Source organism: Streptomyces sp. NPDC046881 (genome assembly GCF_040645015.1).
Classification (GTDB): domain Bacteria; phylum Actinomycetota; class Actinomycetes; order Streptomycetales; family Streptomycetaceae; genus Streptomyces.
Map to the genome: position 1 here is coordinate 1 of NZ_JBEYXJ010000151.1, position 16,166 is coordinate 16,166.

At 73.8% G+C, this 16,166-nt stretch carries 11 protein-coding genes; 4 read left to right on the forward strand and 7 right to left on the reverse strand.

Features of this window, described 5'->3' with window-relative positions:
• Together ABZ923_RS37965 and ABZ923_RS37970 are read right to left on the reverse strand one after the other, a co-directional pair.
• Positions 1-1,481: ATP-dependent helicase (locus ABZ923_RS37965; RefSeq protein ID WP_361481832.1), on the reverse strand; the 1,481-nt coding region annotated here is incomplete at its 3' end.
• 257 nt (positions 1,482-1,738) lie between these two features.
• A complete protein-coding gene (locus ABZ923_RS37970; protein ID WP_361481835.1) occupies positions 1,739-2,125 on the reverse strand; it encodes an MGMT family protein in 387 nt (128 codons plus the stop codon).
• Positions 2,126-2,326: 201 nt separating this feature from the next.
• On the opposite strand from ABZ923_RS37970, the gene ABZ923_RS37975 reads away from it, so the two are divergent.
• The 4 genes from ABZ923_RS37975 to ABZ923_RS37990 all read left to right on the forward strand — a co-directional run bounded on the left by ABZ923_RS37975 (position 2,327) and on the right by ABZ923_RS37990 (position 9,118).
• Positions 2,327-5,221, forward strand: a complete 2,895-nt coding sequence (locus ABZ923_RS37975) for a lysylphosphatidylglycerol synthase domain-containing protein (RefSeq protein ID WP_361481837.1) — start codon at positions 2,327-2,329, stop codon at positions 5,219-5,221.
• A gap of 77 nt (positions 5,222-5,298) precedes the next feature.
• Positions 5,299-6,843 carry an alpha/beta hydrolase gene (locus ABZ923_RS37980; RefSeq protein ID WP_361481840.1) on the forward strand — a complete coding sequence of 515 codons (1,545 nt, stop codon included), beginning with the start codon at positions 5,299-5,301 and terminating at the stop codon, positions 6,841-6,843.
• A gap of 145 nt (positions 6,844-6,988) precedes the next feature.
• Positions 6,989-8,548, forward strand: a complete 1,560-nt coding sequence (locus ABZ923_RS37985) for an alpha/beta hydrolase (RefSeq protein WP_361481843.1) — start codon at positions 6,989-6,991, stop codon at positions 8,546-8,548.
• A 162-nt stretch (positions 8,549-8,710) separates the two neighbouring features.
• Positions 8,711-9,118, forward strand: a complete 408-nt coding sequence (locus ABZ923_RS37990) for a hypothetical protein (RefSeq protein WP_361481846.1) — start codon at positions 8,711-8,713, stop codon at positions 9,116-9,118.
• A 168-nt stretch (positions 9,119-9,286) separates the two neighbouring features.
• Here the strand turns inward: ABZ923_RS37990 and moeZ are convergent, their stop codons facing one another.
• The 5 genes from moeZ to ABZ923_RS38015 form a co-directional block, all read right to left on the reverse strand.
• Positions 9,287-10,465 (reverse strand): adenylyltransferase/sulfurtransferase MoeZ, encoded by a 1,179-nt coding sequence (moeZ, locus tag ABZ923_RS37995; RefSeq protein ID WP_361481849.1) that lies wholly within the window; start codon positions 10,463-10,465, stop codon positions 9,287-9,289.
• A 63-nt stretch (positions 10,466-10,528) separates the two neighbouring features.
• A complete protein-coding gene (locus tag ABZ923_RS38000; RefSeq protein ID WP_361481852.1) occupies positions 10,529-11,278 on the reverse strand; it encodes a spherulation-specific family 4 protein in 750 nt (249 codons plus the stop codon).
• Entirely contained in the window at positions 11,266-12,225 is a 960-nt protein-coding gene (locus ABZ923_RS38005; RefSeq protein ID WP_358647086.1) for an NAD-dependent epimerase/dehydratase, read from the reverse strand. The genes ABZ923_RS38000 and ABZ923_RS38005 overlap by 13 nt, the downstream gene beginning before the upstream one ends.
• 187 nt (positions 12,226-12,412) lie before the next feature.
• Entirely contained in the window at positions 12,413-13,702 is a 1,290-nt protein-coding gene (locus ABZ923_RS38010) for a hypothetical protein (RefSeq protein ID WP_361481855.1), read from the reverse strand.
• Positions 13,703-14,304: 602 nt separating this feature from the next.
• Positions 14,305-16,035, reverse strand: a complete 1,731-nt coding sequence (locus ABZ923_RS38015) for a DUF3492 domain-containing protein (RefSeq protein ID WP_361481858.1) — start codon at positions 16,033-16,035, stop codon at positions 14,305-14,307.
• Positions 16,036-16,166 lie beyond the last annotated feature (131 nt).

The following is a 16,166-nucleotide window of genomic DNA, read 5'->3' on the forward strand; positions in this document are numbered from 1 at the left end:
GCCCCGGCGGCCGGCGCCGGCGCAGCGGCGTCCTGCGTCGCGGGGTCCTGCGTCGCGGGGTCCTGCGTCGCGGGGTCCTCGCGGTGGGGTGCTTCCGCCGTGGCCACCGCGCGGAGGGCCGTGAGCAGCGGCGCCACCGCGGGCTCGTGCCGCAGGGGCAGGTCGTCGCCGTCGATGTCCAGCGGGACGCCGGCGGCGGTCAGGGCACGGCGGAGGGTGGGCAGGCGGGAGCCGGCGCGCACCAGGACGGCCATGTCGCTCCAGGGGACGCCGTCCTCCAGGTGCGCGCGGCGCAGCAGGTCCGCGATGTTGTCCAGTTCCGCGCCGGGTGTCGGGTAGGTGTGCACCTCGACCCGGCCGCCGTCGCGTACGGCGGCCGGCTCCCGGTGGGCGCGGACCTTGTCGGCGGGCAGCCGGGGCAGCGGCATGCGCCGGGTGATCAGGCGGGTCGCGGCCAGCAGGGCGGCGCCGGAGCGGCGGGAGGTGCGCAGCACCTCGACGGGGGCGGGGCGGCCGTCCGCGCGCGGGAAGGCGGCCGGGAAGTCGAGGATGCCGTTCACGTCGGCGCCCCGGAAGGCGTAGATCGACTGGTCGGGGTCGCCGAAGGCGACGAGGGTGCGGCCCCCTCCGGCCAGGGCGTGCAGCAGCCGGACCTGGGCGGGGTCGGTGTCCTGGTACTCGTCGACGTACACGGCGTCGTACTGGGCCGCGAGGCGTGTGGCGGTCTCGGGGCGGCGGGCGATGAGGACCGCGCGGTGGACCAGTTCCGCGTAGTCGATCACGCCTTGGAGGTCGAGGGTGTCGAGGTACTCGGCGAGGAACGCGGCTGCGGCCCGCCAGTCGGGGCGCCCGATGCGGCGCGCGAAGGCGTCCAGGGCGTCCGGGCCGAGGCCCAGTTCGCGGCTGCGGGCGAGGACGGCGCGGACCTCGTCGGCGAACCCGCGCGTGGTCAGGCAGGCGCGCAGTTCGTCGGGCCAGCGCACGTGGGTCAGGCCGAGCCGTTCCAGCTCGGGCTGGCCGGCGAGCAGCTCGCGGACGGCGACGTCCTGCTCGGGGCCGGAGAGCAGGCGCAGCGGCTGGGTGAACCGGTCGCTGTCCTGGTGGGCGCGGACCAGCGCGTAGCAGTACGAGTGGAAGGTGGTCGCCCTGGGTGCGCGGGCGGCGCCCATGCGCAGGGCCATGCGGTCGCGCAGGTCGACGGCGGCCTTGCGGCTGAACGTCAGCACGAGGATCCGCTCGGGGTCGACGCCCCGGGCGATCCGCGCGGCCACGGACTCGACCAGGGTGGTGGTCTTGCCGGTGCCGGGGCCGGCGAGGACCAGCAGCGGTCCGCTCCGGTGGTCAACCACCGTGCGCTGTGCCGCGTCCAGAGGAGGGGGGTCCACGACGGCCGGCGGGGTACGGACCAGTCGGTAAGCGCCACGGCTCCCCTGCCGTACCGGGAGGTGCGGCAGGCGCCTGGTGGAGGAAGAGGAGCTCACGTGGTTGGCCGGTCCTGGTGGGTGTGCTGGCGGACGTGCGGTCAGGCGCGCGAGGCGGTGACCGCGGGGTGAGGGGGACACGTGCCGCCGACGCTACGCCGCCGCTCCGGGCGGAAGCAGGGCTTCCGGTCGTTCCCTCGGGGCGCTCGGACCACGCGTGTCCCACACCCCTCGAACGTACGGCATGCCACGGACGTCCCCCGCGTCCCCCGAACGGAGCACGGGTCCGTCCCGGCGGAATCCGATGGCGGAAGCTGTCAGATGTGACCCTCCCCGTCCGCGTCACCGTCCCACCGGGCCCGCCGCATGTCGAGCCGCGGCAGATGCCCCTCGGTGCTCCTGCCGGCCTGCTTCAGCGGCGTGCCCTCCGCGCGGTAGTGGGCGAGCGCGCGCAGCTCGTGTCCGGGCAGCAGCACGCCGTCGGCGCGCACCACACGCCACCAGGGGACGGCACCGCCGTAGAGGGCCATCACCCGGCCCACCTGGCGGGGGCCTCCCTCCGCGAGCCACTCGGCGACATCGCCGTACGTCATGACCCGGCCCGGCGGAATCCGCTCGGCGACGTCGAGGACCCGCTCGGCGTACTCCGGCAGCGCGTCCGCGTACCCCGCGCGGGCGTCTTCGGGAGGGCTCTGCTCGCTCATTCCCCCCATCCTGCCGCACCCCGCGGGCGTCCCGGCGGGGTGCGCGGGGAACGGCCGTCTCGCCCCCGGACGTTCCTTCGGGCAGACTGTGCGCCCGCGCATCCGGACCCTGATGCCCGTGTGTGTCGGTGGGGCATGCCACCATCGTGCGGGCGGTGACTGGTGATACGAGACCGAGAAGAGACCACGAAGGAGCAGGGCGTGCACCCCGATGGAGCGGCGGGCACCCCTGACGCCTCCGCGCGCCCCGGCCCCGCCCGTGCGGACGAGGGCGGCACCGGCGCGCATCACGAAGACACCGGCCCGCGCGAGAACGACGGCACGCGCACGCGGGAAGGCGGACCCGAGACTCGCGAGGCCGACGGCACGCGCGCGCGAGAAGACGACGAGCCGCGCGAGAACGACGGCACACGCGCGCGTGGCAGCGGCGCGGATGCCGCCGAAGAGGCGCCCGGCCGGGAGAACGCGCGCCCGGACGGCCTCGCGTGCGCCGACGACGACCCCCACGCCGAGGAGGTGGAGGGCGACGAACCGCTGCTCCCCGCGCGCGTGCACCGGCCCTCCGACCTCATGCGGCTCTTGGTCGGCGTGCTCGCCATCGTGGTGCTGCTGGCGATCGCCGCGTTCGCGCACGGCACCACCTCGGGCCTCGAACAGGACATCAACAAGGGCACCGGGCAGGCCCCGGACCTGCTGATCAAGATCGCGGGGCTGGCGTCCAGCATCGCGATCCTGCTGGTGCCGGTCGCCTTCGCGATCGAACGGCTGATCAAACGGGACGGCCTGCGCATCGCCGACGGCGTCCTCGCGGCCGTCCTGGCCCACGGAGTGACACTCGCCACCGACCTGTGGGTCGCCCGGGCCGCCCCGGACTCCATCCAGGAGGCGCTCACCCAGCCCTCGCCGGGTGACATCCACGCCCTGACCGACCCGGTGCACGGCTATCTGGCGCCCGTGATCGCCTACATGACGGCCGTCGGCATGTCCCGCAGACCCAGATGGCGCGCGGTGCTGTGGATCGTGCTGCTCCTCGACGCGTTCTCGATGCTGGTCACCGGCTACACGACCCCGTTCTCGATCATCCTGACGGTCCTGATCGGCTGGACCATCGCCTACGGCACGCTGTACGCGGTCGGCTCCCCCAACGTGCGCCCCACCGGGCAGACCCTGATGGCGGGCCTCCGGCACGTCGGCTTCCACCCCGTCAGCACGGCCCGCGAGGAGGCCGTGGAGACGGAGAACGGCGACCGGGGCCGGCGCTATTTCGTCACCCTGGAGGACGGCCCGCCGCTGGACGTCACGGTCGTCGACCGGGAACAGCAGGCGCAGGGCTTCTTCTACCGCGCTTGGCGCAACCTGACCCTGCGCGGCTTCGCCACCCGCTCCAGCCTCCAGTCGCTGCGCCAGGCACTGGAGCAGGAGGCGCTGCTGGCGTACGCGGCGATCGCGGCCGGCGCCAACGCGCCCAAGCTGATCGCCACCTCCGAGCTCGGCCCCGACGCGGTCATGCTCGTCTACGAGCACACCGGCGGGCGCACCCTGGACTCGCTGGCCGACGAGGACATCACCGACGAGCTGCTGCGCAACACCTGGCACCAGGTCCGGGCGCTGCAGTCCCGGCGCATCGCGCACCGCAGGCTGGCCGGAGACGCGATCCTGGTGGATCGTTCCGGCAGGGTGATCCTCACGGAACTGCGCGGCGGCGAGATCGCGGCCGGCGATCTGCTGCTGCGCATGGACGTCGCCCAGCTGGTCACCACGCTCGGCCTGCGGGTCGGCGCCGAGCGGGCGGTGGCCTCGGCGGTCGGGGTGCTCGGCCCGGACGCGGTCGCCGACTGCCTGCCGATGCTCCAGCCGATCGCGCTGACGCGCTCCACGCGCGCGACGCTGCGCCGGCTGGCCCGGGAGCGGGCCCAGCGCGAACGCGAGGCGGTCCTGGAGGCCTCCCGGCAGGCCAAGCTGGCCCGCGCGGAGGAGGCATCCGAGACGGCCGCGCCCGTCCTGCACAAGCCCGACAAGAAGACGGTCCGCGCCGAGCAGCGCGCTGAGAAGCGGGCCATCGACGAGGCCCTCGAAGAGGCCCGCGAGGAGGATCTGCTCACCCAGATCCGGCACCAGGTGCTGCGGATCAGGCCGCAGGCGCCCGTGGAACCGGCCCGCCTGGAGCGCGTCCGGCCGCGCACGCTGATCAGCTTCATCGCCGGTGCGATCGGCGCCTACTACCTGCTGACGCAGCTCACCCACATCGAGTTCGGCACGCTGTTCGCGCAGGCCCAATGGGGCTGGGTGATCGCCGCGGTGCTGTTCTCCGCGCTCAGTTACGTCGCCGCGGCGATGGCCCTGCTGGGCTTCGTGCCGGAGCGGGTGCCGTTCCCGCGGACCGTGGCGGCGCAGGTCGCCGGGTCGTTCGTGAAGATCGTGGCACCGGCCGCGGTCGGCGGTGTGGCCCTGAACACGCGCTTCCTGCAGCGCGCCGGGGTGCGTCCGGGGCTCGCGGTGGCGAGCGTCGGCGCCTCGCAGCTGTTCGGGCTCGGCTGCCACATCCTGATGCTGCTGTCGTTCGGCTACCTGACCGGCACCGAGAAGACCCCGTCGCTGTCGCCGTCCCGCACGGTCATCGCGGGCCTGCTGACCGTGGCCGTCCTGGTCCTCGTGGTCACCTCGGTGCCGTTCCTGCGCAAATTCGTCGTCACGCGCGTGAGGTCGCTGTTCGCCGGCGTCGTACCGCGCATGCTCGACGTGCTGCAGCGGCCCCAGAAGCTCGTCACCGGCATCGGCGGCATGCTCCTGCTGACCGCCTGCTTCGTGATGTGCCTGGACGCCTCCATCCGGGCCTTCGGCGACGGATCGGTGTCGCTCAGCATCGCCAGCGTCGCCGTCGTCTTCCTCGCCGGCAACGCGCTCGGCTCCGCCGCGCCCACACCCGGCGGCGTGGGCGCGGTCGAGGCGACCCTCACCGTCGGTCTGATCGCGGTGGGGCTGCCCAAGGAGGTCGCCGCCCCGGCCGTGCTGCTGTTCCGGCTGCTGACGCTGTGGCTGCCGGTCCTGCCGGGCTGGCTGGCCTTCAACCACCTCAGCCGCAAGGGAGCCCTGTAGGCGCCCCGCCGGGAGCCGTAGCTCGTACGGACCGCGCCCGGCGCGCGCCCCGGCGTGCACGACCCCACGATGGGGGTATGGCGATCCCCTCCCGGCTGCGCGCCGCCGCGCTGACCACCACCGCTGTGCTGCTCTCCGCTGCGCTGGCCGGCTGCGGCGGCAGCGCGAAGGACGGGGATCTCACGACCCAGCAGCTGGACTGGAAGGACTGCCCGGCCCCCTCGGAGGCGGAGGGCGGCGGGAGCGCCCCGTCGCCACTGCCGAACGGCAGCAAGTGGCAGTGCGCGACCATGAAGGCACCGCTGGACTGGAGCCGGCCGAAGGGCGACACGATCGACATCGCCCTGATCCGCGCGCAGGCCAGCGGGCCCGCGAGCCGACGGATCGGCTCGCTCGTGTTCAACTTCGGCGGCCCGGGCGGCAGCGGCGTCACCACGCTGCCCGCGTTCGGCTCCGACTACACCGCCCTGGGCACCCGCTACGACCTGGTCAGCTTCGACCCGCGCGGGGTCGGCCGCAGCGCACCGGTGGAGTGCGAGAGCGACGCCCAGCTCGACGATTACTTCCAGCAGGACGCGACCCCGGACGACAGCGCCGAACGCGCCCAGTTCCTGGCACGCACCCGGCAGTTCAACGCGGCCTGCGAGAAGAACTCCAAGAAGATCCTGCCGCACGTGCGGACCACGGACGCGGCCCGCGACATGGACCTGATGCGCCAAGTCCTCGGCGACGACAAGCTGCACTACTTCGGCATCTCTTACGGCACCGAACTCGGCGGCGTCTACGCCCACCTCTTCCCCCGGCACGTCGGCCGGACCGTCCTCGACGCCGTCGTGGACCCCACCCAGTCCCCGGAGCAGAGCGCCCTCGGCCAGACCCGGGGCTTCCAGCTCGCGCTCGACAACTTCGCGCAGGACTGCACCTCGAAGGCCACGGAATGCCCGATCGGCAGCACCGAGCAGGAGGTCAAGGACCGCATCGCGCAACTCCTCGCAGACCTGGAGAAGAAGCCGATCCCCGGCATCTTCCCGCGCCAGCTGACCCAGACCGCCGCCACCAACGGCATCGCGCAGTCCCTGTACTCGAAGGACTTCTGGGAGTACCTCACCGAGGGGCTGGAGCAGGCCTACGACGGCGACGGCAAGATCCTCATGCTGCTGTCCGACTCGATGAACGGCCGCAGCGAGAACGGCGAGTACAGCAACCTCGCCGCAGCCAACACCGCCATCAACTGCTCCGACGATAAGCAGCGCTACGACACGGGCTACGTCCAGCAGAAGCTGCCCGAGTTCCGCGCCGCCTCCCCGCTGTTCGGCGACTCCCTGGCCTGGGGCATGCTGAACTGCACCGACTGGGCGGTGCCGGGCGCCGCCGACCACCCCGACGTCAGCGCACCGGGATCGGCACCCCTCCTCGTCATCGGCAACACCGGCGACCCGGCCACGCCGTACCAGGGCGCGAAGAAGATGGTGGACGCGCTCGGCAAGGGCGTCGGCGTCGAGCTGACGTACAAGGGCCAGGGACACGGCTCGTACGACAGCAAGAACAGGTGCGTGCAGAGCGCGGTGAACGCCTACCTGCTGGACGGGAAGGTGCCGAAAGCCGGCACGGTCTGCTCCTGAGAGACCTCCCGACAGTCACCGACGACCGGGAGAAACAGCAGGTCAGAGGGTTATCCACAGGCCGCCCCGGGCCGGTGCCGATGCGCCTACGATGGCCTGAACGCCCGGCGCGGCACGATGCGGCGGGCCTGTCAGGGGGGTGCGCATGATGCGATTCCTGCGGTGGACGGCCGCGGTGGCGGCAGGGCTGCTGCTGGCCGGCTGCGGCGGCTCGTCCGGCGGGAACGGCGACAGGGACGAGGGCAAGGGGACCGACACGGCTCCCCCGTCGGCGACGCGATCCCCGGCCACAGCGTCCTCGACGGACCTCCCGTCCTCCCTCACCTCCCAGCACCTCGACTGGCGGCGCTGCGAGGCCACCGGGAACTCCTCCGCGCCGGGCGACGCCTGGCGGTGCGCGACCCTCCAGGTGCCGCTGGACTGGTCCAAGCCGGACGGCAGGACGATCGGTCTCGCCCTCATCCGCGCGCGGGCCACCGGCGGGGACCGCATCGGCTCGCTGCTGTTCAACTTCGGCGGCCCCGGCGGCTCCGGCGTGTCGACGATGCCGTACTTCGCGGACTCCGTCTCCGCACTCCACGAGCGCTACGACCTGGTGAGCTGGGACCCGCGCGGGGTCGGCGCGAGCCAGGGCGTGCGCTGCCGCGGCGACCGGGAGATCGAGGCCGCCGAGTCGGTGGACGCCACACCCGACACCCCGGCCGAGGAGCAGGCGTACTTCCGGGACGCCACCGACTTCGGCAAGGGCTGCCGGAAGGCCGCCGGAGCGCTGCTGGCCCATGTGTCCACCACCGACACCGCACGCGACATGGACCTGATGCGCCAGGTCCTCGGCGACGACAAGCTGCACTACTTCGGCATCTCCTACGGCACCGAACTCGGCGGCGTCTACGCCCACCTCTTCCCGCGGCGGGTGGGCCGGCTGGTCCTCGACGCGGTGGTCGACCCGACCGCCGACACGGTGGGCCACGCCGAGAACCAGGCCCGCGGCTTCCAACGGGCCCTGGACGACTACCTCACGTCCACCGGCCAGGACCCCGAGCAGGGCACCCGGCAGATAGCCGATCTGCTCACACGGCTCGACGCCGAGCCGCTGCCGGCGTCCTCCGGGCGGAAGCTGACCCAGACGCTCGCGGTCACCGGGATCATCCTGCCGCTGTACAGCGAGTCGATGTGGCCGAGACTGACCGGCGCCCTGAAGTCGGCGCAGAAGGGCGACGGTTCGGAGCTGCTGGCGCTCGCCGACCAGTACAACGACCGGGACGCCTCGGGCCGTTACGGCACGACGTCCCACTCCCAGCGGGTCATATCCTGCCTGGACGACAGACAGCGGCCGACGCTCGCCGAGACGCGGCGGCGGCTGGCGGAGTTCGAGCGGATCTCGCCGGTGTTCGGGGACTACCTGGGCTGGGACACGGCCGGCTGGTGCCACGACTGGCCGGTGCCGGGCCAGTACGACACCCCGGAGGTCAGCGCGCCGGGCGCGGCACCGATCCTGCTCGTCGGCACCACCGGCGACCCGGCCACCCCGTACGAGGGCACCCGCAGAATGGCCGGTGAACTGGGCCGGGGCGTGGGCGTCGAACTCACCTGGAAGGGCGAGGGACACGGCGCGTACGGCAACGGGAGCGACTGCGTCGACTCGACGGTGGACGCCTACCTGCTGAAGGGAGCGGTACCGAAGGACGGCACGACCTGCTCCTGACGCGGACGCGGGCTCCGGCGACTGGTGGCGACGGCCTCAGCCCGATCACGGCCGTGACAGACCTCGTGGCCCTCTCGCCGTACCGCACCCGGCGCTGCCGTCGACGCACGCCTCGCTGCCGGTAGGCTCACCCGCCCGCCGCCGGCGAAGAGGAGGAGTGTCATGGAGCTGTCGCCGTCGACGCTGAACCGTCTCGCGAACAGCATCCCCGGGGCGGGTCCGGCGGCTGGAGGCATCGCCTATGCGGTGCAGACCGACGACACCCTTCCGCGACTCGCGGCCTGCCTCGCCGTGATCGGGTCCACGGTGCTCGCCATCCGGGGATACCGGCTCGGCGTGAGGTGCCAGGACGCGACACTGATAGTCCGTGGATATCTGCGCACGCGTGTGATCGCCCGGGAAAGCATCACAGGGATCACGGACTTCCCGGCGGTCAGATGGACGACTCACCAGGGGCGCAAGCGATGGACCCCCATCACGGCGTTCATGACGACCACGGACGAAATCTCCGCCACCCGGCTCCACAAAGAGCACGCCCTCGGAAAACTGCAACGTTGGGCGCGCCCGTAAAAGCGTGACCCAGCTCCAGCCGGACGCCTCGCTCAGGTCATGGCCTCCAACGCCTTGAGCTTGCTGAGCTGTGGGCGGCATGGGTGAGAGCAACGACAGAAGCCCACGGCATCCGACCAGGTCAGAGCCGCGGGCTTCGTCAGTCTCGCTGGTGGGCGGGACCCGTGATCAGTAGACCGGCTTGTGCGGTTCGATCTGGTTGACCCAGCCGATGACGCCGCCGCCGACGTGGACCGCGTCGGAGAAGCCCGCGGACTTCAGGACCGCGAGGACTTCCGCACTGCGGACACCCGTCTTGCAGTGCAGGACGATCTTCTTGTCCTGCGGGAGGCCCTCGAGGGCGGTGCCCAGGAGGAACTCGTTCTTCGGGATCAGCCTGGCGCCCGGGATGGAGACGATCTCGTACTCGTTCGGCTCGCGGACGTCGATGATGTCGATGTTCTCGCCGTCGTCGATCCACTCCTTGAGCTGCTTCGGAGTGATCGTCGCGCCGGCGGCCGCCTCCTGGGCCTCCTCGGAGACGACGCCGCAGAAGGCCTCGTAGTCGATGAGCTCGGTGACGGTCGGGTTCTCGCCGCAGACCGCGCAGTTCGGGTCCTTGCGGACCTTGACCTGGCGGTACTGCATCTCCAGGGCGTCGTAGATCATCAGGCGGCCGACCAGCGGCTCACCGATGCCGGCGAGGAGCTTGATGGCCTCGTTGACCTGGATGGAGCCGATGGATGCGCACAGCACGCCCAGGACGCCGCCCTCGGCGCAGGAGGGGACCATGCCGGGGGGCGGGGGCTCCGGGTAGAGGCAGCGGTAGCAGGGGCCGTGCTCGGACCAGAAGACCGAGGCCTGGCCGTCGAAGCGGTAGATCGAGCCCCACACGTACGGCTTGTTCAGCAGCACGCAGGCGTCGTTGACCAGGTAGCGGGTCGCGAAGTTGTCGGTGCCGTCGACGATCAGGTCGTACTGGCTGAAGATCTCCATCACGTTGTCGGCTTCCAGCCGCTCCTCGTGAAGGATCACGTTCACGTACGGGTTGATGCCCTTGACGCTGTCGCGAGCGGACTCGGCCTTGGAGCGGCCGATGTCGGACTGGCTGTGGATGATCTGGCGCTGCAGGTTCGACTCGTCGACCTCGTCGAACTCCACGATGCCGAGGGTGCCCACGCCCGCGGCGGCCAGGTACATCAGCGCCGGCGAGCCCAGGCCGCCGGCGCCCACACAGAGCACCTTGGCGTTCTTCAGCCGCTTCTGCCCGTCCATGCCCACATCGGGGATGATCAGGTGGCGGGAGTACCTGCGGACCTCGTCTACGGTGAGCTCAGAAGCCGGCTCGACCAGGGGTGGCAGCGACACGGGGACTCCGTTGGTCGGTCAATCACTACAGTTGTTCTCCACGTAACACTGCCACGGCCTTCTTCATTCCGAGACACCTGTTCCGACCCGCGAGACGATGTCGTCCCAGTAGCCGGGCATGGTCTCCCAGGGGTCGACGCGGCCGCCCCGGTCCGTGCGGTCCGTGAAGTAGATCGTGGCCGCGCCCTGCCAGCGGGCGATCCGCAGGGCCTCGTCCAGGTGGCCGTGGGGCACGCTGTGCACGAAGTGGCAGAAGCGCTCGGGCGGATAGTCGGCGGTCCACTCGGCCACCTGCGACCAGCGGTAGTCGGACCAGGAGCCGGAGAAGGTCACCAGCTGGTCGGCGTTCTCGGCGTACCCGGGGTACGGATGACGGCCGTGGCCGAGGACGATGTGGGCGGTGTCACTCAGCGCCCGGAGCGTGGTGACCGCGCGGCGGACCTCGGGAAGCGCGGCGCGGTCGGCGGGGCAGCGGTCCAGGAGGAAGCCGTCGACCCGGTACCAGTCGAGATGGCGGTGGGCGTCGGAGAGCAGGTCGCCGAAGTCCCGGGCGCCGTAGGTGAGGTCGAGGTGGCCGAGGACGCGGACGCCGGCGGCCCGCAGCCGGGCGGCGGCCTCCAGGCAGTGCGGGTCGGGGCGGCTGCCGGGGCCGGCGGCGACGTCGAGGACCACCCAGTCCAGCGGGGTGCCGGGGCGGGCGAGTTCCGCCCACTGGGCCGGGGCGACGAGCGGGTGGGCGTAGCCGGGGACGCCGAGGGCGGTGCGGACGCCGGTGCCGGTGGCGCCCGCGGTGGTGCTGGTCAGATGCGGCATGCCGCCTCCATCCAGATGTCGGCCAGGGATTCTTCGAGGTTGATGCGGGGTCGCCAGCCGAGCCGGTCGCGCGCGGTGCGCACGTCGGCCTGCTGCCAGCTGCCGCAGCCGTCCGGGTACGGGTACGCCACCGGGGCCGGGTGCTCGGAGTCGGCGCGGGGGTGGCCGATGGCGCTGCGCAGCGGTCCGGGCGGGGCGTCGAGTTCGTGGAGGGCGCCGCCGTAGCCGGCCACGCGTGCGAGGACGGCGGCGGCGTCTCTGAGGCGTACGGCACGGCCGGAGCCGATGTTGATCACGCCCTGCGCGGCGGAGAGCGAGGCGGCGTGTACGGCCCGGGCGACGTCGCGTACGTCCACGAAGTCGCGCTGGACGCCGAGGCCGCCGAGCTTGAGTTCGCCGTCGCCGGACTGCATCGCGCGGCGCATGGCCTCCGCGAGGCGGCCCAGCGGGGAGCCGGCCGGGGTGCCGGGGCCGGCCGGCGAGAAGACGCGCAGCACGACGGCGTCGAGGCCCGAGCCGAGGACCAGTTCGGTCGCGGCCAGCTTGCTGACGCCGTACGGGCCGCCGGGGCGCGGTACGGCGTCCTCGGCCGTGGAGGATCCGGGCTGGCTGGGACCGTACTCGGAGCCGCACCCGATCTGCACCAGGCGGGCACCGCACCCGCTGCGGCGCAGGGCCTCGCAGACGGTGGCCACGGCGACGGTGTTGTGCCGGGTGAGTTCGCGGGCGCCGCCGCGGGTGGCACCGGCGCAGTTGACGACGACCCCGGGGTGGACCGCGTCGAGGAAGCGGGTGAGCGCGCCCGGGCTGCCGGTGGCGAGGTCGAAGCGGACGTCGGCGTCGTCGCCGCGGCCCAGCGCGGTGAGCTGGACGGCCGGGTCGGCGAGCAGGCGGTCGGCGACGTAGCGGCCGATGAATCCGTTGGCTCCGATCAGCAGGACCCTCATCGGGCGGCTCCCGGGGTGTGCGCGCCGGTGGTACCGGCCGTCTCGACGGCTCCTGCGGCTGCTCCGGAGTCTCCGGCGGTCGCCAAGGCTCCGGGCGCTCCGGCTCGGGAGGTGGTCATCTGGTCTTCTCCTTCAAAAGGGGTGGTGCGGGTGCCGCCGGCGGTGGGCCGGGCCGGTGGCGGAAGCTTCACTCGGGTGCTCCCGGGGGTGCGTGGGCCGAGGCCCGGGTGAGGGTGCGGCCGGCGTGCCACAGCAGGGCCAGGGCCGCGGTGCCGCAGGCGAGGGCCGGTACGGCGGCCACGCCCCAGGCGTCGACGAGGGTCTCGACGGGGGCCGCCAGGAAGGCGCAGCCGGGGAGCCGGCCGGCCGTCGGCAGCGCGAGGGCCGCCGCTTCCGTGGCCGCGGCGGCGCCCAGCGCGAGGGCCGGGGCGTGCCGGTGGCGGTGCACGGTGAGCAGGCGGGCGAGCAGCAGCAGGGCGCCCAGCGTGAGGGCCTGCGCGAAGGAGGGGGGCTCGTGCAGGACGGTGCCGCACAGGGCGAGCAGTACGCCGAGGACGGCCAGGAACAGGGTGAACGCGCCGGTCAGCAGGGGTTTCGCGGCGGCCGTGAAGTCCGCGAGACCGCGGCTGCGGGCGAGCCTGCGGCGGGCACCGGCGGCGAGCAGGTGGGCGGACCAGGCCGCCGGGGCGCAGGCCAGCAGGAGGGCCAGGGCGGGCGCGGTGGCCGTGGGCCAGGGGCCGTGCGGGATCCCGGTGGGCGGGGCGTCGGGGCCGCCCGTCAGGAGGGCGTGGAGGAGGCCGTCGCCGACGAGGGCGTATCCGAGCAGCCAGAGCGTCCACGCGCGCGGGGCGACCGTGGTGCGCCACGCGCGCGTGCGGGGCGGACCGGCGAGCGGGCCGTGGCGCAGTGCCGCGCGTGTGGCGAGGGCCACGGCGAGGAGGCCACCGAGTGCCGCCAGCAGGCGGGACGGTCCGTGGGTGAGCCGCAGCCCGGCCACCATGGCCGCGCCGAGCGCTCCGGGCAGCACGGTGAGCAGCACCCAGCCGGCGCGGACCGGGGGCACCGGCAGCGGTGCGGGCTCCGGGCGCGGCTCGGTGTCGCGCGGCACGCGCGCGTACAGCTCCTCGGCGAGCGAGAACACGTCGCGGTGGCGGAAGCGGGCGGCGGTGCGGTCGGTGACGCCGTGCGCCTCCAGGCCCGCCGCGATCTCCAGCGGATCCACGGCCCGCTCGCACAGCTCACGGTGGCGGTGCAGCAGGGCTTTCACCGGGTCACCGCCGCCTCGGCGCGGGCCGGTGGCCCGCTGCGGCTCGGGGCGGGCGTCCGCTACGGCGCGGGAGGCGGGCGGGGCCGGAGCGGCCGCCGGCGGTCCGGGGTCGGGCACGGGAGCCGGCTCGGCGGTGTCACCCGTCAGCCACTCCCCTACGGCGCGGGAGGCGGCCGTGGCGGGAACGGCCGGCGGTCCGGGGTCGGGCACGGGGATCGGCTGTGCGGGAGCACCCGTCAGCCACTCCCCTACGACGCGGGAGCCGGCCGGCGCCGGAGCAGCCGGCGGACCGGAGTCGGACCCGGGAACCGGCTCGGCGGGACCACCCGCCAGCCACTCCCCTACGACGCGGGAGCCGGCCGGCGCCGTAGCAGCCGGCAGACCGGAGTCGGACCCGGGAACCAGCCCGGCGGAATCACCCGCCAGCCACTCCCCTACGACGCGGGAGCCGGACGGAGCCGAAGCAGCCGGCAGACCGGAGTCGGACCCGGGAACCAGCCCGGCGGAATCACCCGCCAGCCACTCCCTCACCGCGCGGGAGCCGGACGGAGCCGGAACAGCCGCCGGCGGACCGAAATCAGACCCGGGAACCGGCCCGGCGGAATCACCCGCCAGGCACTCCCCCGACCGCGTGTCCCACGGGTCGGCGCCGCTCGGCATCCCGGGACGGTCGGCTCCGGCCGGCTCCCAGGGGCTCGGGGTGCCGTCCCCGGCGGACACGGGCCCCTCGGGGCCCGGGATCCCGGGCGCACCCGGATCGCCGGCGGGGCCCCGGCGGGCCCCGCTGTCGGCGGTCCGGCTGTCCAGGCCGCTCATCGGGCGCCCTCCGCGGCCAGTGGGGTCGCGCGGACCGGGGTGTCGGTGGCCCAGGCGGGGGTGGTGCGGGGCAGGGTGCGGGCCGTGGGGCCGGTCCAGCGGCCGGGGACGTGGGACTCGGCCGGGGTGGCGAACGGCAGGGGTTCGCCGGACTCGTCCAGGAGGACCCGGCGGACCGGGCAGTGCGAGACGATCTCCAGGTAAATGCTGTGAAATGCCGCGATGTTCTGCTCGACGGTGAACAGTTCGAGCGCCCGGGCGCGCGCGGCCGCGCCGAGGCGCTCACGGCGCTCGGGGTCGCGCAGCAGCGCCACGCACGCCTCGGCGAGCGCCCTGGGGTTGCGTGGGGGCACGACCAGTCCCGTGCCGCCGATGACCTCGACGACCGCGCCCACGTCCGTGGAGACGCTGGCCCGGCCGCAGAACATGGCCTCGACGAGACTGATCGGGAAGCCCTCCACGACGCTGGAGAGGACGACGACCGCGCCGGCGGCGTACGCCTCGGGCAGCGTCGGGGCCCCCGGGGCACCGATCTCCTCGAAGGAGACGGGGTTGTCGCCGACGGCGTGCGCGCCCTCCGCCTCGTCCGGGAAGAGCTGCGCGGCGAGCGCCCGGCAGTGGCCGAGGTAGGCCGCGCCCTCGGCGCCGGCGGGTGCGCCGACGATCCGCAGGCGGGCCCCGGGCTGTTCCTTGCGGACCTCGGCGAAGGCGTGCAGCAGGGACACGAGGTCCTTGGCGGGTTCCACGCGGCCGACCCAGACCAGGGTGTCCGGGTCGGCCCGGTCCGGGGCCTCGCCGACATCCGTGAAGCGGTCGGCCGCCATGCCGGGGTACACGGTGCGGATCCGGTGGCGGTCGGCGCCGCACCGTTCCTGCCAGCGGCGGGCGTGCGCGTTGCCCGGGGTGAGGATCGCGGCCGCGCGGTAGACCTCGGCGGCGAGCAGGCCCTGGAAGGCGGCGAGCAGGGCGCGTACGGCGGGGGCGGCGGTGTCGGGGCCCAGGGTCAGGTAGTGCGAGCGCAGGTGGACGCCGTACTCGGTGACGAGCAGCGGGACGTCGCCGAAGTGCCGGGCGAGCAGGCCGGCGAGGGCGGCGGGGCCGCCGGAGGTGGCGTGGCAGAGGTCGGTCGCGCCGAGGCCGTCGTCGCCGTACCAGTCGAGGGACAGGGGGCGCAGGGCGCGTTCGAGGTGTGCGGCGACGGCGAGCAGGTCGGGTACGCGGGCCTCGCGTGCCGTGCGCAGCGTCTGTGGGGCGCGGCAGGCGCGTTCCAGGGTGCGTACGGCGGTGTCGGAGCGCAGGGCGCCGACGAGTCCGCCGGTCTCGCGGGCGAGTTCGGCGAGGCCGTACAGCGCGCTGCCGAAACGGTCCGCCTGATCGCCGGAGGCGTCCCGGGACCCGGCGTCCGACGCGTCCTCGGCCACGGTGCTCCCGGCGCCCGCGGCGCAGACCGCCGCGACCAGTTCCCCGTAGTGCTCGGCGAAGCGCCGGCGCGCACGCCGTCCGTGGGCGACCCCGTCGTCCTCGGCCGTCCGCAGCGGCGCCGTACGCACGCGCCTGACCTGGGGCGGGAGGGGAACGAAGTCCTCGTCCTGCCGGTTCGGGCCGCGGCTGAGCGCGTAGACGTCGAACTCGTGCTGCCCGAGCCCGCGCACGAGCCGGTCGCACCAGAGCACGGCGTCACCGTCCACATACGGGTAGCCACCCGCGGTGAGCAGTCCTATGCGCACGTGTGCACCCCCGATCTCCCGTCTGGGGAGCCGCCGGTGTACCCGCCGTGGGGGACAGCGTCGAGGTGGCCGGCTGGCAGCTGGACGTGGTCGACGCCTCGGGCCGCCGGGCCGCGCGGGTGCTGCTGCAC

Excerpts from the sequence above, each read along its gene's own strand:
- ABZ923_RS37970 (WP_361481835.1), bottom strand. The coding sequence starts at position 2,125 with ATGAGCGAGCAGAGCCCTCCCGAAGACGCCCGCGCGGGGTACGCGGAC.
- ABZ923_RS37980 (WP_361481840.1), top strand. The coding sequence starts at position 5,299 with ATGGCGATCCCCTCCCGGCTGCGCGCCGCCGCGCTGACCACCACCGCT.
- ABZ923_RS37985 (WP_361481843.1), top strand. The coding sequence starts at position 6,989 with ATGATGCGATTCCTGCGGTGGACGGCCGCGGTGGCGGCAGGGCTGCTG.
- ABZ923_RS37990 (WP_361481846.1), top strand. The coding sequence starts at position 8,711 with ATGGAGCTGTCGCCGTCGACGCTGAACCGTCTCGCGAACAGCATCCCC.
- ABZ923_RS38000 (WP_361481852.1), bottom strand. The coding sequence starts at position 11,278 with ATGCCGCATCTGACCAGCACCACCGCGGGCGCCACCGGCACCGGCGTC.
- ABZ923_RS38005 (WP_358647086.1), bottom strand. The coding sequence starts at position 12,225 with ATGAGGGTCCTGCTGATCGGAGCCAACGGATTCATCGGCCGCTACGTC.